This is a genomic window from Nonomuraea sp. NPDC049709, from assembly GCF_040674815.1.
Taxonomy (GTDB): Bacteria; Actinomycetota; Actinomycetes; order Streptosporangiales; family Streptosporangiaceae; genus Nonomuraea.
Genome location: NZ_JBFANM010000019.1, coordinates 157994 through 179479, shown reverse-complemented (window position 1 = coordinate 179479; position 21486 = coordinate 157994). Strand labels below are relative to the sequence as shown.

20 protein-coding genes are annotated in these 21486 nt (G+C 70.3%); 10 read left to right on the top strand and 10 right to left on the bottom strand.

What is annotated here, in order from left to right:
• Positions 1-846: 846 nt before the first annotated feature.
• Both AB0J69_RS21130 and AB0J69_RS21125 read right to left on the bottom strand, forming a co-directional pair.
• Positions 847-1314, bottom strand: coding sequence for a hypothetical protein (locus AB0J69_RS21130; protein WP_364119504.1), 468 nt, complete (start codon positions 1312-1314; stop codon positions 847-849).
• Positions 1315-1599: 285 nt separating this feature from the next.
• Positions 1600-1959 carry a metallopeptidase family protein gene (locus AB0J69_RS21125; RefSeq protein ID WP_364119501.1) on the bottom strand — a complete coding sequence of 120 codons (360 nt, stop codon included), beginning with the start codon at positions 1957-1959 and terminating at the stop codon, positions 1600-1602.
• 559 nt (positions 1960-2518) lie between these two features.
• On the opposite strand from AB0J69_RS21125, the gene AB0J69_RS21120 reads away from it, so the two are divergent.
• The 5 genes from AB0J69_RS21120 to AB0J69_RS21100 are packed head-to-tail and all read left to right on the top strand — an operon-like array spanning position 2519 to position 6535.
• Entirely contained in the window at positions 2519-2887 is a 369-nt protein-coding gene (locus AB0J69_RS21120) for a DUF3499 domain-containing protein (RefSeq protein WP_364119498.1), read from the top strand.
• Between the two features lie 43 nt (positions 2888-2930).
• Positions 2931-4280, top strand: a complete 1350-nt coding sequence (locus AB0J69_RS21115) for a phosphomannomutase/phosphoglucomutase (RefSeq protein WP_364119495.1) — start codon at positions 2931-2933, stop codon at positions 4278-4280.
• Entirely contained in the window at positions 4277-4444 is a 168-nt protein-coding gene (locus AB0J69_RS21110; RefSeq protein ID WP_360661988.1) for a Trm112 family protein, read from the top strand. Before AB0J69_RS21115 ends, AB0J69_RS21110 begins: the two co-directional genes overlap by 4 nt.
• The gene (locus tag AB0J69_RS21105; RefSeq protein ID WP_364119492.1) at positions 4441-5547 is read left to right on the top strand and encodes an SIS domain-containing protein; all 1107 of its coding nucleotides are present in this window, start codon (positions 4441-4443) and stop codon (positions 5545-5547) included. The genes AB0J69_RS21110 and AB0J69_RS21105 overlap by 4 nt, the downstream gene beginning before the upstream one ends.
• Positions 5548-5596: 49 nt before the next feature.
• Complete coding sequence (locus tag AB0J69_RS21100; protein WP_364119489.1) at positions 5597-6535, top strand: cation diffusion facilitator family transporter; 939 nt, start codon at positions 5597-5599, stop codon at positions 6533-6535.
• Positions 6536-6655: 120 nt separating this feature from the next.
• On the opposite strand, the gene AB0J69_RS21095 is transcribed toward AB0J69_RS21100, so the two are convergent.
• Entirely contained in the window at positions 6656-6988 is a 333-nt protein-coding gene (locus AB0J69_RS21095; RefSeq protein ID WP_364119486.1) for a MerR family DNA-binding transcriptional regulator, read from the bottom strand.
• A gap of 103 nt (positions 6989-7091) precedes the next feature.
• On the opposite strand from AB0J69_RS21095, the gene ahcY reads away from it, so the two are divergent.
• On the top strand, positions 7092-8519 hold the full coding sequence (gene ahcY / locus AB0J69_RS21090; RefSeq protein ID WP_364119482.1) for an adenosylhomocysteinase: 1428 nt from the start codon (positions 7092-7094) through the stop codon (positions 8517-8519).
• Positions 8520-8735: 216 nt separating this feature from the next.
• Complete coding sequence (locus AB0J69_RS21085) at positions 8736-9971, top strand: adenosylhomocysteinase (RefSeq protein WP_364119479.1); 1236 nt, start codon at positions 8736-8738, stop codon at positions 9969-9971.
• A gap of 57 nt (positions 9972-10028) precedes the next feature.
• Here the strand turns inward: AB0J69_RS21085 and AB0J69_RS21080 are convergent, their stop codons facing one another.
• Positions 10029-10664: a DUF305 domain-containing protein gene (locus AB0J69_RS21080; RefSeq protein WP_364119476.1), complete on the bottom strand. Its 636-nt coding sequence runs from the start codon at positions 10662-10664 to the stop codon at positions 10029-10031.
• Between the two features lie 166 nt (positions 10665-10830).
• Between AB0J69_RS21080 and AB0J69_RS21075 the strand changes: the two genes are divergently transcribed.
• Both AB0J69_RS21075 and AB0J69_RS21070 read left to right on the top strand, forming a co-directional pair.
• Positions 10831-12225 carry a hypothetical protein gene (locus AB0J69_RS21075; protein WP_364119474.1) on the top strand — a complete coding sequence of 465 codons (1395 nt, stop codon included), beginning with the start codon at positions 10831-10833 and terminating at the stop codon, positions 12223-12225.
• A gap of 89 nt (positions 12226-12314) precedes the next feature.
• Positions 12315-13697, top strand: coding sequence for a hypothetical protein (locus tag AB0J69_RS21070; RefSeq protein ID WP_364119471.1), 1383 nt, complete (start codon positions 12315-12317; stop codon positions 13695-13697).
• A gap of 30 nt (positions 13698-13727) precedes the next feature.
• On the opposite strand, the gene AB0J69_RS21065 is transcribed toward AB0J69_RS21070, so the two are convergent.
• The gene (locus AB0J69_RS21065; protein WP_364119470.1) at positions 13728-14684 is read right to left on the bottom strand and encodes an RDD family protein; all 957 of its coding nucleotides are present in this window, start codon (positions 14682-14684) and stop codon (positions 13728-13730) included.
• A gap of 51 nt (positions 14685-14735) precedes the next feature.
• Here AB0J69_RS21065 and AB0J69_RS21060 point away from each other — a divergent pair, with 51 nt between their 5' ends.
• A complete protein-coding gene (locus AB0J69_RS21060) occupies positions 14736-15728 on the top strand; it encodes a stage II sporulation protein M (protein WP_364119467.1) in 993 nt (330 codons plus the stop codon).
• 8 nt (positions 15729-15736) lie between these two features.
• Here the strand turns inward: AB0J69_RS21060 and AB0J69_RS21055 are convergent, their stop codons facing one another.
• From AB0J69_RS21055 to AB0J69_RS21035, 5 genes are all read right to left on the bottom strand, one after another.
• Positions 15737-17110, bottom strand: coding sequence for a DUF58 domain-containing protein (locus AB0J69_RS21055; protein ID WP_364119465.1), 1374 nt, complete (start codon positions 17108-17110; stop codon positions 15737-15739).
• An 86-nt stretch (positions 17111-17196) separates the two neighbouring features.
• Positions 17197-18153, bottom strand: coding sequence for a MoxR family ATPase (locus tag AB0J69_RS21050; protein ID WP_364119462.1), 957 nt, complete (start codon positions 18151-18153; stop codon positions 17197-17199).
• Positions 18154-18166: 13 nt separating this feature from the next.
• On the bottom strand, positions 18167-19345 hold the full coding sequence (locus tag AB0J69_RS21045; RefSeq protein ID WP_364119459.1) for a DUF4350 domain-containing protein: 1179 nt from the start codon (positions 19343-19345) through the stop codon (positions 18167-18169).
• The gene (locus AB0J69_RS21040) at positions 19342-20010 is read right to left on the bottom strand and encodes a DUF4129 domain-containing protein (RefSeq protein ID WP_364119456.1); all 669 of its coding nucleotides are present in this window, start codon (positions 20008-20010) and stop codon (positions 19342-19344) included. Before AB0J69_RS21040 ends, AB0J69_RS21045 begins: the two co-directional genes overlap by 4 nt.
• Entirely contained in the window at positions 20007-21284 is a 1278-nt protein-coding gene (locus tag AB0J69_RS21035; RefSeq protein WP_364119453.1) for a glycerophosphoryl diester phosphodiesterase membrane domain-containing protein, read from the bottom strand. Before AB0J69_RS21035 ends, AB0J69_RS21040 begins: the two co-directional genes overlap by 4 nt.
• Positions 21285-21486 lie beyond the last annotated feature (202 nt).

Below are 21486 nucleotides of genomic sequence, written 5' to 3'. Positions count from 1 at the left end.
GCCCGTGGGCTGGCCCCCCCCCCCGGGGCGCGCTGCGGGGGGGGGGGCCTGGGGCGGCGCCGGGGGGGCCCACCCCCCCACACCCCCAGGCGGGGACCTGCCGGTCCCCGCACCCCTCGGACGCGACCCTGATCACCGCGCAGAACAATCCTGATCACCGTGCAGAAGACGTCCTGCCCGTTGGCCTGAAACCGCGCAGCCGCATCTCACAGACGCGGGATGCACCTGACAGGACTCCAGGAGAGCCCTTTTCCGAGCAGCCCGGCCAGTTTCCGAGCAGCCCGGCCAAGACCTCCTGGCTCATGCCTCTTCGGAGGCGCAGCCTTCCGATCCGCTGGCCCGCGGTGATGCCGGCGCAGTGGGTTCATGGGCGCTGCCATCCACAGGGCTTGCATCTCCCGGCGCCTGGATGCGGATCACCCTACGGTGGCCAACCCGCCCCGGGCGAGTGGCGGGGAGGAGAAGCACGAGCCGGAAGGGCTACCGTCTGCGATCCTGAAGCCATGTTGCGTCACGGGCGTAGGCGTCAGAAGAACGGGGAGCCGAGCTTCTACTACAAGCCGAGCGGCCGTAGATGGTGGTGGCAGAAGCCCGAACCCCTCGAGGACCTTGGAAACGACCCGTCTTCGGAGGTTGAGGAGCAGTTGTGGCGTGTCGCATGGTGGGGGGACGGGTGGGGTGTGTGGCCGGGGGACGCTGACCCGACCACGACACCACCCGCCTACGCCACCAGGAACATCACCCGAGCGAACTCGGACGCCGCTGGGGGCTGGGCGCTTGGAGTCGTGCCACCCCATCCGAGGAACCACATCAAGTGCTCACATGGCGGGGATCCGACGGCCCCGTTCATGTGACCGGCTCCGGCTGGTTGCAGTCCAAGGTCGTGCTGCGTGTCTGCTCTGTCACCTTGAAGGCATCTCCGTTGACGAAGGTGCCGGTGATGGACGCCCTCGCGCGGTAGCGACCTGGTCGGCAGGGGCTGCTCAGCAGCGTGTATGACTGCTTGAGGCCTGGCAGATCCTCGTAGTAGTCGTAGTCGATCTCATACCAGTCGGAGAAGAGACCGTCCTTGTGGTCGATGGCGATTCTGGCCACGAAGGTAGTGATGACCACCTGATCGCAGCGGACGCGGAGACTGGCACGAACCCTTGGTTCCGCGGAGCCGAATCGCACGGCCACGAGCGGACCCCAGGAGTTGCGGCATCCGCGCTCGCCTTCGGGGTGGGTGGAGCTGCCGCCCGGGGCGGCACATCCGGCGGGAGCGGCGGCCAGGCTGACAACCATCGCGGAGGCAGCGGCCAGCGAGATCCACATATGGACCTTCCTGTGGGGGATGATCGACGCCCACAGGCTAGAGTGTTCGAACGCTGATTGTGTTTGATATGTTACTTTCCGTAACAGAGTGGACGGGCGGACGCACCATGCGCTAGCCAGTGCTGCGGCCGGGGAGCGCGAGGGGCCGGCAGGCCTCTCGCCGGGGGTGTGGGGGCTTGCCCCCACAGGGCGCAGCCCGAGCTCTCGTCGCGCGAAGCGCGTCTCAGTGGGAGGACCATGCAGTTGGCCCGGGAACCCCGGCGCGCCGGCCTGGACCCCCGCGAGTCAGCGGCGGTCGTCGTAGCCCGGGTCGACTGTTTCCGGGGCCAGGCCCAGCAGGGTGGCGACCTGTTCCACCACCGTGTCGTGGACCATCGCGCCCAGCGTGTCCCTGTCCCGGGCTCTGGCCTCCAGCGGCCGCCGGTACACCACCACGGCCGCCGGTGACTTTCCGGTTGCGGCGTCCGCGCGGCCGAACGGGATCGGGTCCGAGTCGAGGCCCGGGCCGTCCCCCAGCTCGCTCAGCGGGGGTACCTCCTCCACCGCGAACTCCACCGCCGACAGCTGTCTCTCCCAGCGCGGCCTGAGCCGGTCGACCGCGTCGAGCACCAGGTCGTCGAAGCGTTCGCTGCGGGATTTGGCCATGGGGACGTGGGAGGGGGCGAGCGGGCCGCGGAGGCCGCGACCGTGGCGATCGCGCCGTCTGGGACCGCGCTTGTGAGTCACGTGAGCAAGTGTACGGGCCCGTCCCCTCGATCTTCTGGAGCGGCGGCGGCCCGACGTGTGGAGCGGCGGTGGCGTGGGTGCCGATTGCATTGGTGGTGCCTAGAGGCGGAGGGGTGGTGCCGGGAAGCAGGGGGTGGGCCGGGAGTGGAGGACGGTGTCGGAGGGCGGAGGGGGAGGTGTCGGGGGCGAAGGGGCGGTGTCGGGAAGTGAGGGGATGTGTCGGGAAAGGGTGGGGCCGTAATGAGGCAGCGCATGGGTGGGAGCCGGGAAGTGGGGGTCGTGTGCGGGAAAGGGAGGCGGGAGGATGATTGGGCAGGTGGGGAGGTGGGGAAGCCGGGGAGGGAAGTGCGAGGGGAGGGGTGGAGGCTTTGGGGCATGTGGGTGGAAAGGCTGCGACAGGTGTCCGAATTGTGGCGACACGCTCGTTAAGAGCGCTCAGGTAGTGGCGCCTCGCACTCTTACCAGATACGGTCCCTCCGTGAGCCCCGTCCGCCGCTGTTCCCGCACCGCCTGCAGCCAGCCTGCCGTCTTCACGCTCACGTACGTATACGCCGACTCGACCGCTGTTCTCGGCCCCCTGGCGACGTACGCGGAGCCACACTGTTATGACCTGTGCGCCGAACATGCCGAGCGGCTGACCGCTCCCCGCGGCTGGGAGGTGGTGCGCCTGCCGACGGACGGCGGCTCCCCCAGCTCCGACGATCTCGAAGCGCTGGCCAACGCGGTCCGGGAGGCCGCGCGCCCCACGTCGTCCGGTGGCGGTGAGCCGGTCGGGCAGGGTGTCGAGGTCGGCCGTCGCGGGCATCTGCGCGTTCTGAGATCGGCCCAGCAACAGCGCGACCGGTAGGCTCGTTCTGACGGAGGAGACGACCTAGGGGCGGAGCTGGAGAGTGGGCGACCTCGCCAAGATCTTCAAAGCGTATGACGTTCGCGGGGTTGTGCCCGACGAGCTTGACGAGCCGACCGCCGAGGCCGTGGGTGCGGCGTTCGTCGAGGTGACCGGGGCCCAGTCGGTGGTGGTCGCGCATGACATGCGCGAGTCGTCGCCGCCGCTGGCCGAGGCGTTCATCCGCGGGGCGCGTTCGCGTCGCGCCGACGTCGTGCACGCCGGGCTGGGCTCGACCGACCTGCTCTACTACGCCAGCGGCAGCCTGGGGCTGCCCGGTGTGATGTTCACCGCCAGCCACAACCCCGCCCAATACAACGGCATGAAGATGTGCCGGTCGGGCGCGGTGCCGATCGGCGGCGACACGGGGCTGACGGAGATCCGCGACCGGGCGGCCGAGCTGGTCGGGGTGACCGCCACCCCCAGCGGGTCGGTGATCGAGAAGGACCTGCTGAGCGGTTACGCGCACTACCTGCGCACGCTGGTCGACCTGCGGGAGATCCGGCCGCTGAAGGTGGTCGTGGACGCGGGCAACGGGATGGGCGGCTACACGGTCCCGGCGGTGTTCGAGGGGCTGCCGATCGATCTCGTGCCTCTCTACTTCGAGCTGGACGGGAACTTCCCCAACCACGACGCCAACCCGCTGGAGCCGCAGAACCTGGTGGATCTGCAGCGCGCGGTCGTCGAGAGCGGCGCTGACCTGGGGCTGGCGTTCGACGGGGACGCCGACCGGTGCTGGGTGATCGACGAGCGGGGCGAATCGGTCTCGCCGTCGGTGGTCACGGCGCTGGTCGCGGTGCGCGAGCTGGCCAAATACCCCGGCGCGACGATCATTCACAATCTGATCACGTCGCTCGGCGTGCCGGAGATCGTGCGGGAGCACGGCGGCGAGCCGGTGCGGACGCGGGTCGGGCACTCGTTCATCAAGGCCGAGATGGCCAGGACGGGCGCCGTCTTCGGCGGCGAGCACTCGGCCCACTACTACTTCAGGGACTTCTGGTTCGCCGACTCCGGGATGCTGGCGGCGATGCATGTGCTGGCCGCGCTGGGTGAGCAGGAGCGGGCGCTGTCGGAGGTGGTGGCCGTCTACTCGCGCTACCACGCCTCCGGAGAGGTCAACAGCGCCGTGTCCGACCAGGCGGAGGCGCTGCGGCGGGTGCGGGAGGCGTTCGCGGGGCGCGGGGAGTTCGACGAGCTCGACGGGCTGACCGTGAGCGGGTCCGACTGGTGGTTCAACCTGCGGGCCTCCAACACCGAGCCGCTGCTCAGGCTGAACGCCGAGGCGGCCGACGAGAGCAAGATGACGGCGATCAGGGACGAGGTCCTCGCCATTGTGGGAAAGGTGTCAGAGTGAAGATCGACGACTGGCTGCTGGAGATCCTGGCCTGCCCGGCGTGCAAGGCCCCCCTGCGGGCGGAGGACGAGGCAGAAGAGCTGGTCTGCACCGGATGCGGCCTGATCTACCCGGTCAGGGATGACATTCCCGTCCTGCTCGTCGACGAGGCCAGGAAGCCGTGACCTGGGAGCCGGAGCGGCTCGACGACCAGCGTCACCTCAGCGAGGGCGACCCCGGAGGCATGCTCCCGGCGGTCGCCGCCTCCGCGGCCCACGTACGCACCGGCTACCGCAACGCCGTCGAGGCCCGCGTCGATCGCCTGGTCGGCCAGGGGCGCCCGCGCGCCATCGTGGTCGCGGGCATGGGCGGCTCGGGCATCGCCGGCGACATCCTGGCGGCCGTCGTGGGCAACGGCGCGCCGCTGCCGATCGTGACCCTGCGCTCCTACCAGCTCCCCGGCTGGGTGGGGGCCACCGACCTGGTCATCGCAGTCTCCGGCTCGGGCGACACCGAGGAGACGCTGTCCGTCGCCACCCAGGCCGTGCGGCGCGGCTGCACGCTGCTCGCCGTCGGCGCCCCCGACTCCCCGCTGGAGGCCATCGCCACCCAGGCGTCGGCCGTCTACGTGCCGGTGCCCGTCAGCGGCCAGTCCAGGGCGAACCTGTGGCTGCTGGCCGTCCCCCTGGTCGTGGCGGCTGCCGCGCTGCGGCTGGTGCAGGCGGACGCGGATCTGTTCGAGCGGGTGGCCAGGTCGCTGGAGGACATGGCGCACCGGTGCCGGCCGTCCAGCGAGTCGTTCGTCAATCCGGGCAAGTCGCTCGCGATGCACCTGGCCGAGGGCGTGCCGATCATCTGGGGCTCGTCGCCGGCCGCGGCCGTGGCGGCGTACCGGCTGGCCTGCCAGCTCGGGGCGAACGCGAAATATCCCGCCATCCACGGTGAGCTGCCCGAGGTGGGCCACCATCAGGTGGCCCTGTTCGACGGGCCGATGGCCGAGCGCGACATCTTCGCCGACACCGCCGGGCGGACGATCCGGCTCGTCGTCCTGCGCGACGTCGAGGAGCACCCCCAGGTGACGCGGCGGCGCGAGGCGTCGCTGCGGGCGGCGCGCGAGCGCGACGTGCCGGTCACCGAGCTGACGGCCGAGGGAGTGCATCCGCTGGAGCGGATGGCCGCCCTCATCGGGCTCGGCGACTACGCCAGCACCTATCTTGCCCTGGGGTATGCCATCGATCCGACCCCAGTGTCAGCGATCACTGAGGTAAAGGCCAGAATTTCGCAATAGGATCCCCTTTCAGGCCTTAGTACGTGATCTTTATGAGTGGAGAAGACCGGTGAGCGCGAGCGGCGGAACGAAAGCAATCATCGCGGCATTGACCGCGAACCTGGCGATCGCTGTAGCCAAGTTCGTGGCCGCCGTCTTCACCGGGTCGTCCTCGATGCTGGCAGAGGGAATTCACTCGGTCGCCGACTCGGGCAACCAGGTGTTGCTGCTGGTCGGCGGTAAGAGGGCGGCCAGGGCCAGCACGAAGGAGCATCCGTTCGGCTACGGCCGTGAGCGCTACTTCTACGCCTTCGTCGTGGCCGTGGTGCTGTTCACGATCGGCGCGGCGTTCTCGATTTACGAGGGTGTGCACAAGATCTCCGACCCGCACGGGGTGGAGGCGCCGATCTGGGCGTTCGGCGTGCTGATCTTCGCGATCATCGCCGAGTCGTTCTCGTTCCGCACGGCGATCAAGGAATCGAACGCCGTACGCGGCAAGCAGTCGTGGGTCTCCTTCATCCGCCGGTCCAAGTCGCCCGAGCTGCCCGTCATCGTCCTGGAGGACCTGGGCGCGCTGCTCGGCCTGATCTTCGCGCTGTTCGGCGTGACGATGGCGGTCGTCACCGGCGACGGGGTCTGGGACGGCATCGGCACCCTGATGATCGGTGTGCTGCTGGCCGTGATCGCGATCGTGCTGGCCATCGAGACCAAGTCGCTGCTCGTCGGCGAGGGCGCCTCGCCGGAGATGGAGGTGCAGATCCGGGCCGCCCTTGAGCAGGCGCCTGAGGTGACCCGCGTCATCCACATGCGCACGCTGCACCTGGGGCCTGAGGAGCTGCTGGTGGCCGCGAAGATCGCGGTGGAGCACAACGAGACGGCGGCCGACGTCGCCCACGGGATCGACGAGGCGGAGCGGCGCATCCGGGCGGCGGTGCCGATCGCCCGGGTGATCTACCTGGAGCCCGACCTCGACCGCCTCCGCAGCACCTCCACCTCCACTTCCACCTGACCCGCACCCGCCGGTCCGGCGGGTGACGGGGGTGGCAGAAGGCCCGGAACGGTCTCCGGGTCTGAGGTGGCGCACCGCCCCGAGGGCCTCCGGGTCTGAGGTGGCGCACCGCCCCCGGTGTCACCGGGGGCGGAGGAGGCGCAGGGCCTTCTCCTTCTCGAAGTCGAGGGCCCGGCGGGGCACCTGGATGCGCCCGATCCGTACCCCCAGGTCGCGTACGGCCGCCGCCACAGATGGCTCGCTCAGCACCCGCAGCGCGAACGCCAGCTCCGCCGGCGACACGTCGAACCGCTTCTCCAGCTCCACCCCCTGGGCCACGGCGGCCAGCTCCTCGGGCCCGAACCGCCGGTGCGCCCCCTGCTCGCGCACCGGCGGGAGCAGGCCGAGCGCCTCCCGGTACCGGAGCATTCGCGGGGACATGCCGAGCCGCTTGGCGGCTTCCGTGATGCGCATTCTTACATTCTTACGTCAGTTTCACCGCTCCTGGCGTGCGCCCGCATGCGAGCGGCGCCTAAACTCGTCGGCGACAACCATCAGTGACGCGAGGGGAAACCCGATGGACTTCAAGGTCGCAGACCTTTCACTTGCCGACTTCGGCCGCAAGGAGATCCGGCTCGCCGAGCACGAGATGCCCGGCCTCATGGCGGTCCGCAAGGAATACGCGGCCTCCCAGCCCCTCCGCGGCGCGAAGATCATGGGCTCCCTGCACATGACGATCCAGACGGCCGTCCTCATCGAGACGCTGGTGGCGCTCGGTGCCGAGGTCCGCTGGGTCAGCTGCAACATCTTCTCCACGCAGGACCACGCCGCCGCCGCCGTGGTCGTCGGCCCGAACGGCACCGTGGACGACCCGCAGGGCGTGCCCGTGTTCGCCTGGAAGGGCGAGACGCTGGAGGAATACTGGTGGTGCACCGAGCAGGCCCTCACCTGGCCCGGCGGTGACGCCCCCAACATGATCCTCGACGACGGCGGCGACGCCACGCTCCTCGTGCACAAGGGCGCCGAGTACGAGAAGGCCGGCGCCGTGCCCGCGGCCACCGCCGAGGACCCGGAGGAGTGGCACGTCATCATCGACCTGCTCACCCGCACGGTCGGCGCCGACAAGAGGTGGACCCGGATCGCCGAGAGCATCAAGGGCGTCACCGAGGAGACCACGACCGGCGTGCACCGTCTCTACGAGATGCACAAGAACGGCCAGCTCCTCTTCCCGGCGATCAACGTCAACGACTCGGTCACCAAGTCGAAGTTCGACAACAAGTACGGCTGCCGCCACTCCGTCATCGACGGCCTCAACCGCGCCACCGACGTGCTGATCGGCGGCAAGGTGGCCGTGGTCTGCGGCTACGGCGACGTCGGCAAGGGCTGCGCCGACGCGCTGCGCGGCCAGGGCGCCCGCGTGATCGTCACCGAGATCGACCCGATCTGCGCGCTGCAGGCGGCCATGGACGGCTTCCAGGTCACCACGCTGGACGAGGTCGTCGGCATCGCCGACATCTTCGTCACCTGCACCGGCAACTTCAACATCATCACCGCCGACCACATGGCGCGGATGAAGCACCAGGCGATCGTCTCCAACATCGGCCACTTCGACAACGAGATCGACATGGCCGGGCTGGCCCGCACCGAGGGCATCGTCAGGAACAACATCAAGCCGCAGGTCGACGAGTGGGTGTTCGCCGACGGGCACTCGATCATCGTCCTGGCCGAGGGCCGCCTGATGAACCTGGGCTGCGCGACCGGCCACCCCAGCTTCGTCATGTCCAACTCGTTCACCAACCAGGTGATCGCCCAGATCGAGCTGTTCACCAAGACCTCCGAATACCAGATCGGGGTCTACACGCTGCCCAAGCACCTGGACGAGAAGGTCGCCCGCCTGCACCTCGACGCCCTGGGCGTCAAGCTCACCGAGCTGACGAAGGAGCAGGCCTCCTACATCGGCGTGCACGTCGAGGGCCCCTACAAGTCCGACCACTACCGGTACTAGATCAGAGGCAGCTCTGAGAGGTGGTTGCCCGCCTCTCAGAGCTTTCTCTTATCGGTGCGCTCTTCCAGAGCGCGCACAACCATCCTTTACGGCAGGCCAAGTTACCCGCACGCGCCGTAGCCCCTCCCGTCCGTCATGGCCGGTCGTGAAGGCTCACGGGCGGGGCGCCGTGACGAAGCGGGGTTCTTGGCCGCGTTCTTCGGTTTGAAGGCGACCATGGATCTCAGTGAAAGCGGTGAGCGGCAGATCTCCTGGGCCGCTCGTTCGATGCCGGTCCTGACCGCGATCGGTGAGCGGTTCGCGCTCGAACGGCCGCTGGACGGGTTGAAGATCGCGGCCTGCCTGCACGTCACCGCCGAGACGGCCGTGCTCATGGGTGCCTTGAAGGCCGGGGGCGCCGAGATCGCGCTGGCCGCCTCCAACCCGCTGTCCACGCAGGACGACGTGGCCGAGGCGCTGCGGGCGTACGGGATCGGGGTGCACGCCCGGGCCGGTGTCGACCGGGCCGCCTACTACCGGCACATCCACCAGGCGCTCGACCTCGGGCCCGACCTCGTGCTCGACGACGGCTGCGATCTCGTGAACATCCTGCACACCGAGCGGACCGACCTGCTGGAGCGGGTGAGCGGCGGGTGCGAGGAGACCACGACCGGCATCATCAGGCTGCGGCAGATGGCGGCCGAGGACGCGCTGCGGTTCCCGGTCGTGGCCGTGAACGACACCCGGACCAAGCGCATGTTCGACAACCGATACGGCACCGGCCAGTCCACCCTGGACGGCATCATGCGGGCCACCAACACCATGCTGGCCGGGCGGACCGTGGTCGTGGCCGGGTTCGGGTTCTGCGGGCGCGGCGTGGCCGAGCGGGCCAAGGGGTTCGGCGCCCGGGTGATCGTGACCGAGATCGACGCGGTGAAGGCGCTGGACGCGACCCTGCAGGGCTACGAGGTGCGGCCGATGGCGCAGGCCGCGCTGCTCGGCGACCTGTTCATCACCGTGACCGGCAACCGCGACGTGATCAGGGCCGAGCACCTGGCGGTGATGCGGGACGGCGCGATCCTGGCCAACGCGGGGCACTTCGACGTGGAGATCGACGTGCGGGCGCTGGACGAGCTGTCCCACGAGGTGCACCGGGGCGTGCGGCCCAACACCGACGAGTACGTCATGCCCGACGGCCGGCGGCTCCTGCTGCTCGCCGAGGGCCGCCTGGTCAACCTCACGGCCGCCGAAGGGCACCCCGCGGCCGTCATGGACATGTCCTTCTCCGCCCAGGCCCTCGCCGTGGCCTGGCTCGCCGGGGAGCGCGCGAACCTCGCGCCCGGCGTCTACGACGTGCCGGAGGAGATCGACCACGAGGTGGCCAGGCTCAAGCTGGCGGCGACCGGCATCGGCATCGACGTGCTCAGCGCCGAGCAGGAGGACTATCTGCACTCCTGGCGAGTGGGCTCCTGAACAGGACGAAGGCGGGCGGCTCGCTGGGGGCCTGAGCCGGCCGAAGGCGCTCGGCTCCTAGAGTGCTGCCTGCATTTCCTGCATGCGCCGGATCTCGGCCGACTGCGTCACGTTGACGTCGGTGGCCAGCTCCTCGATCTTGATGTGCGAGCCGCCGGCCAGCACCTGCTCGGACATCTTGAGTGCGCCCAGGTGGTGATTGATCATGAGCTGCAGGAACATCCGGTCGAAGTCCTTGCCCTTGGCCGCCTTCAGCGCCTCCATCTGCTCCGGCGTGGCCATCCCCGGCATGCCCTCGTGCGCGGCATGGTGCTCGGGCACCTTCTGCTCCTGCTCCCGCAGCCACGTCGACATGTACTGGATCTCGGGGCCCTGAGCGGCCTGGATCCGGTCCGCCAGGCTTTTGAGCTTGGCCGACTCGGCCCGGTTCGGGGCGAGCAGTGCCATGTCCATGGCCTGCCGGTGGTGCACGACCATGTCCTGGACGTACTTGATGTCGGCCGCGTTGGCGGCGTCCGCGGGCACGGCGGTGGCGGCCTCGGACGGTGACAGCGTCTTGGCCGGCTCGCCCGGCCGCCCGGGGGCGATCACGGGCGCCGTCGAATCGGCCCGCGGGGCCTGTGGCGTCGTGCTGGAGCTGCAGCCGGCGAGGGCGACGACAAGGCCCACGATGACGATGAGCGCAGCGCGCACTCAGCCTCCTGACTGACTCGGTACAGAATGCGCACTCTAGGTCATAGGGGCCATGAATGAAAGAGGCCGAACAGGAACAAAAATTGACATGTTGGACGCTGGCCTGCGGGGTTGGTGAAAGGCGAGGATTACGTAGATTTATGCCCGCTTTATCGGAGGTTCCCGAGTGTTCACCCCCCGCAGAGCTCTAGTCCTGGTCGCGGCCCTGGTCGCATTAGCCGGCACCACCGTGCCGGCCCAGGCTGCGGACATCCCGGCTCCCGGCGAGATCGTCATGAGCCCCAACATCAAGCACGTCACCAACGTGCCCAAGCCCGAGGCCCTGGCCGACATCCACACGGACATGGCCTTCCAGGGCGACTACGCGTACGTCGGCAACTACTACGGCTTCTCCATCTACGACATCAAGAACCCGAAGCGCACGTCGCTGGTCAGCTCCGTGGTCTGCCCCGGCGGCCAGATGGATGTGTCGGTCTACGGCAACCTGCTGTTCGGGTCCGTCGACTCCTCCCGCAACAACGACTCGTGCAGCAGCACCGGTCAGAGCGCCACGATCAAGGAATCGTGGGAGGGCGTCCGCATCTTCGATGTCTCGAACAAGGCCAACCCGACCTACATCAAGTCGGTCGAGACGAACTGCGGCTCGCACACGCACACGCTCGTCCCGGACCGCAGGCGGGAGAACGTCTACATCTACGTCTCCTCCTACAGCCCGAGTGACACGTTCCCGGACTGCAAGACCCCGCACGACCTGATCTCCATCATCAAGGTGCCGCTGCGGGACCCGGGCGCGGCCACGGTCATCGCCACGCCCAACCTGTTCCCCGACGGCGGGTTCCCGGGCGTGCCGGGGTCGTACCCGAACGGCAAGTCGGCCACGACCGGCTGCCACGACATCACCGCCTACCCGGAGAAGGGCATCGCGGCGGGCGCCTGCATGGGTGAGGGCATCCTGCTCGACATCCGCAACCCGGAGCAGCCCAAGGTCACCGCGACCGTGCGCGACGAGGTGAACTTCGCCTTCTGGCACTCGGCCACGTTCAACAACGAAGGCACGAAGGTCATCTTCACCGACGAGCTCGGTGGCGGCACCAGGGCGACCTGCAACGAGGCCATCGGGCCGGACAAGGGCGCCAACGCGTACTACGACATCGTCAACGGGCAGCTCGCGTTCAAGAGCTACTTCAAGATCTCGCGGCACCAGGCCGACACGGAGAACTGCGTGGCCCACAACGGCTCGCTGATCCCGGTCAAGGGCCGCGACATCATGGTGCAGGCGTGGTACCAGGGCGGGATCTCGGTGGTCGACTTCACCGACTCCGCGAACCCGCAGGAGATCGCGTTCTTCGAGCGCGGCCCCGACAACACCGCTCCGGCGCTCAGCGGCGGCTTCTGGTCCGCCTACTACTACAACGGCTACATCTACGGCTCCGACTTCAACCTGGGCCTCGATGTGCTGAAGATCAACGACTGGCGTACGAACAAGGCCAACGGCGTCAAGATGCGCTCGCTCAACGCGCAGACGCAGGCGTCGTATCCCGAACACGGGCACGGCCACTGATCCAGCAGGTGGCGGGGGCCGTATCGGGCCCCCGCCGTCCTGTTTCCCGTGTGTTCCCACAGGACAAACGTGATCAAGGAGGCTCTCGAGTGTCCCTCTCGCGCCGCTCCCTCGTCGTGGCTGCGGCGGCCACCGTTCTGGCGCTGGCAGGAATGCCCGCGCTGGCCGCCGACATCCCGCCGCCCGACACCGTGGTCACCAGCCCCAACGTGACCCACGTCCTGAACATCCCCAAGCCGGCCCCGATCGCCGCCACCATCAACACCGACATCGCCTTCCAGGGCGACTACGCCTACGTCGGCAACTACGGCGGCTTCTCGATCTACGACATCAGGAATCCCAAGAGGGCCAAGCCGGTCAGCTCGGTCGTCTGCCCCGGCGCCCAGATGGACGTCAGCGTCTACGGCGACCTGCTGTTCGCCGCCGTGGACTCCTCCCGCAGCGACGACTCTTGCAACAGCACGGGCCTGACCGCGGATAACAAGGAGGCCTGGGAAGGCGTCCGCATCTTCGACGTCTCCGACAAGGCCAACCCGAAGTACATCAAGTCGATCGAGACGAACTGCGGCTCCCACACCCTGACCCTGGTGCCGGGCAAGGGCCGCGACCGGTACAAGAACGTCTACGTCTACGTGTCGTCGTATCTGCCGGCCGCGAACTTCCCCGACTGCCAGCCGCCGCACGACAAGATCTCGATCATCAAGGTTCCGCTGCGGAACCCGACCGCCGCCGCGGTCGCCTCCACCCCGGTCGTCTTCCCCGACGGCGGGAACGAGACCCAGCCCGGGCTCCTTCTGCCGACCAGCGGCTGCCACGACATCACCACCTTCGCCGAGAAGGACATCGCGGCCGGCGCGTGCATGGGTGACGGCGTGCTGTTCGACATCTCGGACCGGCTGAACCCGAAGGTCACCGCGAGGACCACGGACCCGAACTTCGCGTTCTGGCACTCGGCCACGTTCACGAACGACGCCAGGAAGGTCGTCTTCACCGACGAGCTCGGCGGCGGCGGGGCGGCCACCTGCAACGAGGCCACCGGGCCGAACCGCGGTGCGGACGCCATCTACGAGATCGTCAACGGGCAGCTCGTGTTCAAGAGCTACTTCAAGATCTCGCGGCACCAGGCCGACAGCGAGAACTGCGTCGCGCACAACGGCTCGCTGATCCCGGTCAAGGGCCGCGACATCATGGTCCAGGCCTGGTACATGGGCGGGCTGTCGATCTGGGACTTCACCGACGCCGCGAACCCGAGGGAGATCGGCTACTTCGAGCGCGGTCCCCGCTCGGCCGGCGGTGGCGGCGGCATCTGGTCCGCCTACTACTACAACGGCTACATCTACGCGGCCGACTTCCACGAGGGCCTCGACGTCATCAAGATCAACGACCCGCTGACCAACGGCGCCTCGCGCGTTCGTACCGACCGGTTGAACGTGCAGACGCAGGAGTCGTACCGAAGCTGGGGTCACCACTGAGGTGACGGCTCGCCCGCCCTCTGACCAAGCTCACTGAGGCGGTGCGAACCCGCCCGGAGTCGCCTTCGGCGGCTCCGGCGCGGGTGCGCCGGGACCCTGGGGATACGGCCGGGGGGCGGGAGGCGCGTACGGCGGCTGCTGCGGCTGAGGCACGGCAGGTCCGTAAGGCGCTTGAGGCGCCTGCGGTGCGTACGGTGACGACGGCGGGTACGACGGGACCTGCTGCGGCAGGCTCTGACCCAGCCGCTGGGCGAACCGCACCTCCTCGCGGCGGCGGCGCTCGGCCAGGACGGCGCTCAGGTACGCGTGCGGCGGCACCCCCGCCGGAGCCGCGGGTGAGACGAAGGCCGCCGTCTGGGTCGCGATGCGGACCCCCATCTCGTGCTGGACCTGCGGCGACAGGTCGTGCCAGCGCGACAGGTACTGCCGGGCCGCCTGCGCCACCTCGTCGGGAAGCTGGGACAGCTCCAGCGTGGCCGCCCAGCTCGCGAGCTGCGGCGGCATCATGATGACCTGCGCCGAGTCGCGCGGCGCCCGCTCGGAGATCACGATGGTGCCCGCGAATATGTCGCCGAGCCGCTTGCCCCGCTGCGAGACCAGCGACGAGATCAGCGCCGGAGCCCCCGAGAACATCCAGAACTCCACCACCCCGGCCAGCCCCCGGAACAGCGCCTGCCTGAAGCGCTCCGGGCTGCCGTCGTCGCCGACCACCCGGAGCCCGAGCGCCAGCTTGCCGAGGCTGCGTCCCCTGGAGAGGGTTTCGAAGATCACCGGGTAGCCGACGAGCGTCAGCACGACCATCACGATCATGACCGCCCCGAACATGGCCGGATCCGTGACCGCCGCGAACGCACCTAAGATCGTGTAGGCCGCGATCAGGACGGTGAGCTGCACGACCATGTCGATGATGATCGCCAAGGCCCGGGAGGGCATCTGCGCCACCCGCACCTCGACGACGACGGCGTCCCCGGTCACAACCTCTGACATATGTGGAGCCTAACGGCTATGTCCCACTGATTGAGCGGCCAGAATGTTCGGGTGGACATCGATGCGTTCGTCACAGCACACCGCCCCGTGTGGGACCGGCTCGACTACCTGGTCAAGAACCGCTCGTCGCTGACGGGCACCGAGGTGGACGAGCTGGTGGAGCTGTACCAGCGGGTGGCCACGCATCTGTCCATCGTCCGCTCCTCCTCCAAGGACCCGATGCTGGTCGGGCGGCTGTCGGCGATCGTGGCCCGGGCCAGGTCGGCGGTGACCGGCGCGCACACCCCGGCCTGGCGGGAACTGGTGCGCTTCTTCACGGTGTCGTTCCCCGTGGTGGCCTACCGGGCGCGGTGGTGGTGGTTGGCCAGCTCGGTGGCGTTCCTGGTGGTCGCGTGGGTCATGGGCGCGTGGGTGGCGGCCAACCCCGAGGTGCAGGCGTCGATCGCCAGCCCCGAGGTGATCAGCCGGCTCGTCAACGAGGACTTCGCCGACTACTACTCCGAACACCCGGCCGCCTCCTTCGCCAGCCAGGTGTGGATCAACAACGCGTGGGTCTCAGCACAGATGATCATGTACGCGGTGCTGCTGGGGCTGCCGATCCCGTACGCGCTCTACGCCAACGCCGAGAACGTCGCCGTCTCCGGGGGCCTGATGGCCTCCCGGGACAAGCTGGACATCTTCTTCGGCCTGATCCTGCCGCACGGGCTGCTGGAGCTGACCGCCGTCTTCCTGGCGGCGGCCGTGGGCATGCGCCTGGGCTGGACGGTCATCGACCCGGGGCCGCGGCGGCGGGTGGAGGCGCTGGCCGAGCAGGGGCGCGCGGTCATGAGCGTGGCGCTGGGGCTCGTCGTGGTGCTGTTCGTGTCGGGGCTGATCGAGGCGTTCGTGACCCCGTCGGGGCTGCCCACGTGGGCGCGCGTGAGCATCGGGGTGCTGGCCGAGGCGGCCTTCCTGGCGTACGTGATCGTCTTCGGCCGCCGCGCGCTGCGTCAGAACGAGACCGGCGACATCGAACGCGCCCCCGACGTCGCCCCGACCGCCTGAGGACCGCGCTAGAGCCGGCCGGCGGCCTTCAGCGCGAGGTACGCGTCCGCCAGCGCCGGCGCGATGTCCTCCGGAGGCGCGTCCACGACCTCGACCCCGTGCCGCCGCAGGCGAGCCGTGATGCGCCTGCGCCCGAGCTGCGCCTGCTCGGCCGCCGCCGCGTCGTACACCTCCTCGACCGACCCCCGGCGGCCCGCCATGCCCGCCACGCTCGGGTCGGACACCCCGGCCACCAGCACCAGGTGCCGCGCGGACAGCTGCGGCAGCACCGGCATGAGCCCCTCGTCCAGGGCCGCCGAGTTCAGGTCGGTGAGCAGCACGACCAGGCAGCGCCGCTTGGCCCGGGACAGGATGGCGGCCACCATGCCCTGCGAGTCGGCCTCGATCAGCTCCGCCTCGATCGGCGCCATCACGTTGACCAGCGACGACAGCAGCTCGGTCCGCGAGGCTCCGCTCACCCAGGCGCGCACGGCCCGGTCGTAGGCCAGGAAGTCCACCTGGTCACCGGCCCTGGCGGCCAGCGCGGCCAGCAGCAGCGCCGCGTCCATCGACCAGTCCAGCCGCGGCCAGCCGGGTGCGGGCCGGGGATCAGGCCGGACGAGCAGCCCGCCGCCGCCCGACGTGGCCCCCGCCATGGGGATCGGCGCGGCGCCCACCCGTCCCGCCGACGTGCGGCCGGTGTCGAGCACGATCAGCACGCGGCGGTCGCGCTCAGGCCGCCAGGTGCGTACGACGACGTCGTGGCGGCGCGCGGTGGCCCGCCAGTCGATGGAGCGCACGTCGTCGCCCACCACGTACTCGCGCAGCGAGTCGAACTCGGTGCCCTGCCCGCGGACGAGCGCCGGGTGCTGGCCGTCGAGCTCGCGGAGCCGGGCCAGCCTGGAGGGCAGGTGCTTGCGGGACAGGAACGGCGGCAGCACGCGTACCGTCCAGGGGGCCTGGTGGCTGCCCTGGCGCCCGGCCAGGCCCAGCGGCCCGAGCGAGCGCACGGTGACCGCCACGGAGGACCGGTCGCCGCGCCTGGACGGCGTGAGCGTCACGACCACCTTGCGGCGCTCGCCGGCGGGCACGTCGAGCCGGGCCACCCGCGGGGCGGCGCCCGCGGAGGGCGGCCAGGCGTCCCTCAGCAGGCCGCGTACGCGCCTGCCGCCCGGGTTCTCCACCACCAGCTCCATCGTGGCGCGCTGGCCGAGCCGGATCAGCGTGTCGCCCGAGCGGTGGAACCGCAGCGGCCGCACCGCCCCGGCGAAGGCCAGGTCCACGCAGATCCCGGCGGCCAGCAGCAGGCAGACCCCGGCCAGCGCGGCCCCGGGCTGCGGCGCGAACATGACCACCACGATCCCGACCGCCGCGACGAGTCCGGCCCGTCCCGTCAGCGCCATCAGCTACTCCCGCCCCGCATCCCGGTCGCGATCATCGGCTCGCGCGGCCATCGGCTCCACCCGCTCACGTGCGTCGGTCGCGGCCATCAGCGCGGGACCGGGACCGAGGCGAGAATGCCGTCCAGCAGGCCGTCGGCGGTCGCGCCCTCCAGCTCGGCCTCCGGCCTGAGCTGCACCCGGTGCCGCAGCGCCGGCCTGGCCAGCGCCTTGACGTCGTCGGGGGTGACGTAGGGCCGGCCGGACAGCCAGGCCCAGGCCCGCGAGGCGGCCAGCAGCGCCGTGGCGCCACGCGGGGAGACGCCGAGCTGCAGCGACGGCGAGCTCCTGGTGGCGCGGGCCACGTCCACGATGTAGCCGAGCACCTCGGGCGCCACGTGCACCTTCGCGGCCTCCTCCCGCCCCGCCGCCAGATCCTCGGCCGAAGCCACGGGCTTGATCCCCGACAGGTCGCGCGGGTCGAAGCCGCGGGCGTGCCGGTCGAGCACCGAGATCTCCTGCTCGCGCGGCGGCAGCGGCACGGTCAGCTTGAGCAGGAACCGGTCGAGCTGGGCCTCGGGCAGCTGGTAGGTGCCCTCGTACTCGACGGGGTTCTGCGTCGCGCACACCACGAACGGGTCGGGCAGCTGCCGGGCCGAGCCCTCCACGCTGACCTGCCGCTCCTCCATCGCCTCCAGCAGCGCCGCCTGCGTCTTCGGCGGCGTACGGTTGATCTCGTCGGCGAGCAGCAGGTTCGTGAACACCGGCCCTTCGCGGAACTCGAACTCCGCCGTCTTCGCGTCATAGATCAGCGAGCCGGTCACGTCGCCCGGCATCAGGTCCGGCGTGAACTGCACCCGCTTGAAGTCCAGGGACAGCGCGGCGGACAGCGTACGGACCATCAGCGTCTTGGCCACGCCCGGCACGCCTTCGAGCAGCACGTGCCCCTTGCACAGCAGCGCGATGACCAGCCCCGTCACCACCGCGTCCTGGCCGACCACGGCCTTGGACACCTCGGTGCGCAGCGCGGCCAGCGCCTCACGGGCCGAGTCGCCCGAGTTCGTCACGCGGAAAGTCTCGTCAGAGTTCACTCAACTGCCTTTCGACGGAGTCCAAGTATCCGGCCAACCCGACGAGACCGGCGTCGTCCGCGGGCGGCGGGCCGTACAGTGCGGCGCCGACCTGCTGCGGATCCTGTCCCGTACGGGCGGCGATCGCCGCCACGACCTCGTGCTGCCCGGCGCCCGAGGCGAGCCCCAGCCTCGGCGTGAGCCGGTCGATCGTGCCCGCGCGCAGCGAGTCGGCCGCGCGTTCCCTGGCCCGCCTGGCCCGGTAGAGCCGGCCGCGCCCCTCGACCGTCTCGGCGGCCCGGACGATGACGGGCAGCTTCTCCGTCACCACCGGCCCCAGGCGCCGGCCCCGCCAGAGCGCGGTGACGGCCAGGGCGATGAGCGCCATGAAGACGGTCCAGCGGACGTTGTCGGGCATCAGCTCGTACATCGACTTGCCGCGCTCGCCGGGGAGGTCCAGGACTGGCGGGTTGTCGGGGCGGACGAGCCAGGTGACGGGCCTGCCGGTGCCGATCAGGTTGAGCGCGAGGGCCGCGTTGCCGTCCTCGGCCAGGCGCTGGTTGGTCATGAACCCGCCGTCGCCGACCACCGTGGTGACGCCGCCTCCGTACGGGAAGCTGACCAGGGTGTGACCGTCGCCCGCCGGGTAGCAGCCGGTCGCGCCCGACGGGCCGCGGAGCGTGGCGCCGCCCATGTACGCGCTGCCGGCGGCGGTCGCGGCGGGAAGCCCGCACTCCGGCTCGCGGGAGCGGGTGCGGGCCTGGCCCGGCTCGGTGCGTATCCCCGGGGCGAGGACGTCCAGGCCGGCGACGTTGCCGACGATCAGCCGGTCGCCCGGGATCCGGGCCAGGCTGTACTCGTCGTGGTAGGTGGTGTCGGTGATCAGCAGCACCCGGTTGCCCGTGGCGGCCTTCTGGGCGGCGGCCTCGGCGGAGTCGACCCGGTCGACGGTGACACCCCGGTCGCGCAGCAGCTCGGCCACGGCCTTGGAGCCCACCAGGGAGGTGTCGTCGGGGTCGAGGTGGCGGGCCGGACCGCGCTCGGGGCCGAGCAGGACGCCCAGGACGGCGACGAGCACGACGATGGCGCCCAGCAGGACGATCATGCGGCTGGAGCGCCAGGTGGACCGGGCGGTGGGGGAGGTGGAGTACGACTCCCCGGGCGCGGCCGGGCGCGTCACGACGCTCATGCCCCGGCTCCCCGCCCGCCGGTCCACTGCCCGGGACCGCCGGCTCCTACGGGGACGGTGGCGAGCGGGACCGGGCGGGCCTGGCGCAGGCGCTCGTCGAGGGACGCCATCGCGTCGTACGCCTCCCGCGTCCCCGGCACCCCGCCGTACGTGACGTCGTCGAACGATCGCGCGGCCGCCCCCAGCTCAGCGGCGAACCCGGGCAGCGACACCGCCGCCTCGGCCGCCAGCTCGTCGGCCGTCCGCCCCGGCATGCCGTCCACGAGCGCTCGCTCCTCCAGGTCGCGGGCGATGGCCCGGAGCCGCTCCTGGACGGCCTCCGTCCAGCGCCCCTCCGTGGCCAGCCGCTCGGCCGCCTGCCGGTGCTCGGCCGCGGTCATCGCCCGCTCCCCGAACAGCCCGCCCACCTCCAGCGCCTTCCTGCGGGCGGTCCGGCGCAGCTGCCAGGCGACCAGCGCGATCACCCCGAGGATGATCAGCGTGATCAGCACGGCCGCGATGATCCCGCCCGTCGAGCCGCCGCCCGTGGCCGCGTCCGCGAGGTCGCCGAGGAACTGCATGACCCGCCGGTAGATCTCGTCGAGCAGGGGTTCCTGCTCGTAGCCGGGCTTGAGGAGCTCCTCCGCGGCCTTGCGCGCGGCCTCCTCCCGGTCGATCGGGCTCACGACCTGGCGGAGTTGGACGGGCGCCAGAGCTCGTCGGCCGAGGAGTGCACCCAGCCCTGGCGCTGCTGCTCGATGGCCGCCGTCTGGAGCACGAGGTCGAACGCCTCACTGCGCATGCGACGGTCGGCGTACAGCAGGCCGGCGACGCCGGCCTCGAACGGGTAGGTGAACATCGCCCCGAGCGTGGCGCCGATCGCGATCAGCACGGCGGAGATGACGGTCGCGGCCACCGAGCTGGAGCCGAACATGCCGAGCAACGTGCCCGCGAACGTGAACGGCACCGTCAGGATGCCCGCGACGAGGCCGACGAGCAGGGACGTGAGCAGCAGGATGCCGAACACCCGCCAGAAGTCGCCGCTCACCAGGTGCCACGAGCGCCGCATGGCGTCGATCGGGCCCCGGCCCTCCAGCACCACGGCCGGCGAGGCGAACGCGAAGCGGGTCCTGAAGAACAGGTAGTAGGCGATGTACGCGATGGCGAACACGATCGACAGCCCGACGATCCAGCCGAGGTCGTCCGCTGAGGCGTTCAGCGTGATCGCCACCATGACCAGCACGAACACGAGCACCGGCACGAGCATGATGGCGGCCATCAGCCCCACCACGCCGAACAGCGCCGGCACCCGGCTCCTGACCAGCTGCCAGGCCTCACCGGCGCTGATGTTGCCGCCGAAGACGGCCCGGCCGAGTATGCGGGTCAGCACCCCGGTCAGCAGCGTGACCACGACGAACTGGATCGCGTAGGAGACCAGCGTGCCGCCGTATTGGCCGAGGATGCCGTAGAGGGAGCCGAGCTCGGCCTCGGCGGTGGCCGCGCTCGAGGGGTCGGTGAGCGCGGGGCCCATGGCGTTGAGCAGGAACGCCTGCCCCACCGCCAGCGGCACGGCGGCGAGCAGCGCGGCGACGGCCGACAGCCCGAGCACGGCCTTGGGGTTGGACCGGATCAGCTTGATCGTGCCGTCGAGGATGTCGCCGAGGCCGAGCGGGCGCAGCGGGATGATGCCGGGCCGGAGCGCCGGCGGGTGCGGCATGTAGCCGTATCCGGGTTGCGGCCCGGGGGCGTGGGGCGGGTAGGGCGGATAAGGTGTCTGCGGCCCGGGCCCGTAGGGAGCCTGCTGCTGCGGAGGCTGTGCGTACGGCGGCGCGGCGGGCGCCTGCTGCTGCGGCGAGCCGGGCGCGGTCCACGGGGAGGCCGGCGGGGCGCTGTAGGGCGGGGGCTGTTCGGCCGACCAGCCTGATGGCGTCTCGGGCGTGGGACCGTGACCGTCTGACATATCCCAATCCTGGCACGCTGGACGGGGCCTTGGTGTCACAGAGAGGATTCGCCGCATCATCTTGCCCACATTCGCGGGCGAATCCGGGCAAGGTTCGCGTCCAGGGATGGCCGAAAGTCGCTCTGTTACCGCAGACTGAGATTGCGGTCGCGGGGGCGGACCTAAAATTCGCCTTATGTAGGGCTCAGGTCACACTCATGGG

Bases quoted from the DNA above. Each gene is read 5' to 3' on its own strand.
- AB0J69_RS21130 (WP_364119504.1), bottom strand. From the start codon at position 1,314: ATGTGGATCTCGCTGGCCGCTGCCTCCGCGATGGTTGTCAGCCTGGCC.
- AB0J69_RS21125 (WP_364119501.1), bottom strand. From the start codon at position 1,959: ATGGCCAAATCCCGCAGCGAACGCTTCGACGACCTGGTGCTCGACGCG.
- AB0J69_RS21095 (WP_364119486.1), bottom strand. From the start codon at position 6,988: ATGCGCATCACGGAAGCCGCCAAGCGGCTCGGCATGTCCCCGCGAATG.
- ahcY (WP_364119482.1), top strand. From the start codon at position 7,092: ATGGACTTCAAGGTCGCAGACCTTTCACTTGCCGACTTCGGCCGCAAG.
- AB0J69_RS21085 (WP_364119479.1), top strand. From the start codon at position 8,736: ATGGATCTCAGTGAAAGCGGTGAGCGGCAGATCTCCTGGGCCGCTCGT.
- AB0J69_RS21065 (WP_364119470.1), bottom strand. From the start codon at position 14,684: ATGTCAGAGGTTGTGACCGGGGACGCCGTCGTCGTCGAGGTGCGGGTG.
- AB0J69_RS21055 (WP_364119465.1), bottom strand. From the start codon at position 17,110: ATGGCGCTGACGGGACGGGCCGGACTCGTCGCGGCGGTCGGGATCGTG.
- AB0J69_RS21045 (WP_364119459.1), bottom strand. From the start codon at position 19,345: ATGAGCGTCGTGACGCGCCCGGCCGCGCCCGGGGAGTCGTACTCCACC.
- AB0J69_RS21035 (WP_364119453.1), bottom strand. From the start codon at position 21,284: ATGTCAGACGGTCACGGTCCCACGCCCGAGACGCCATCAGGCTGGTCG.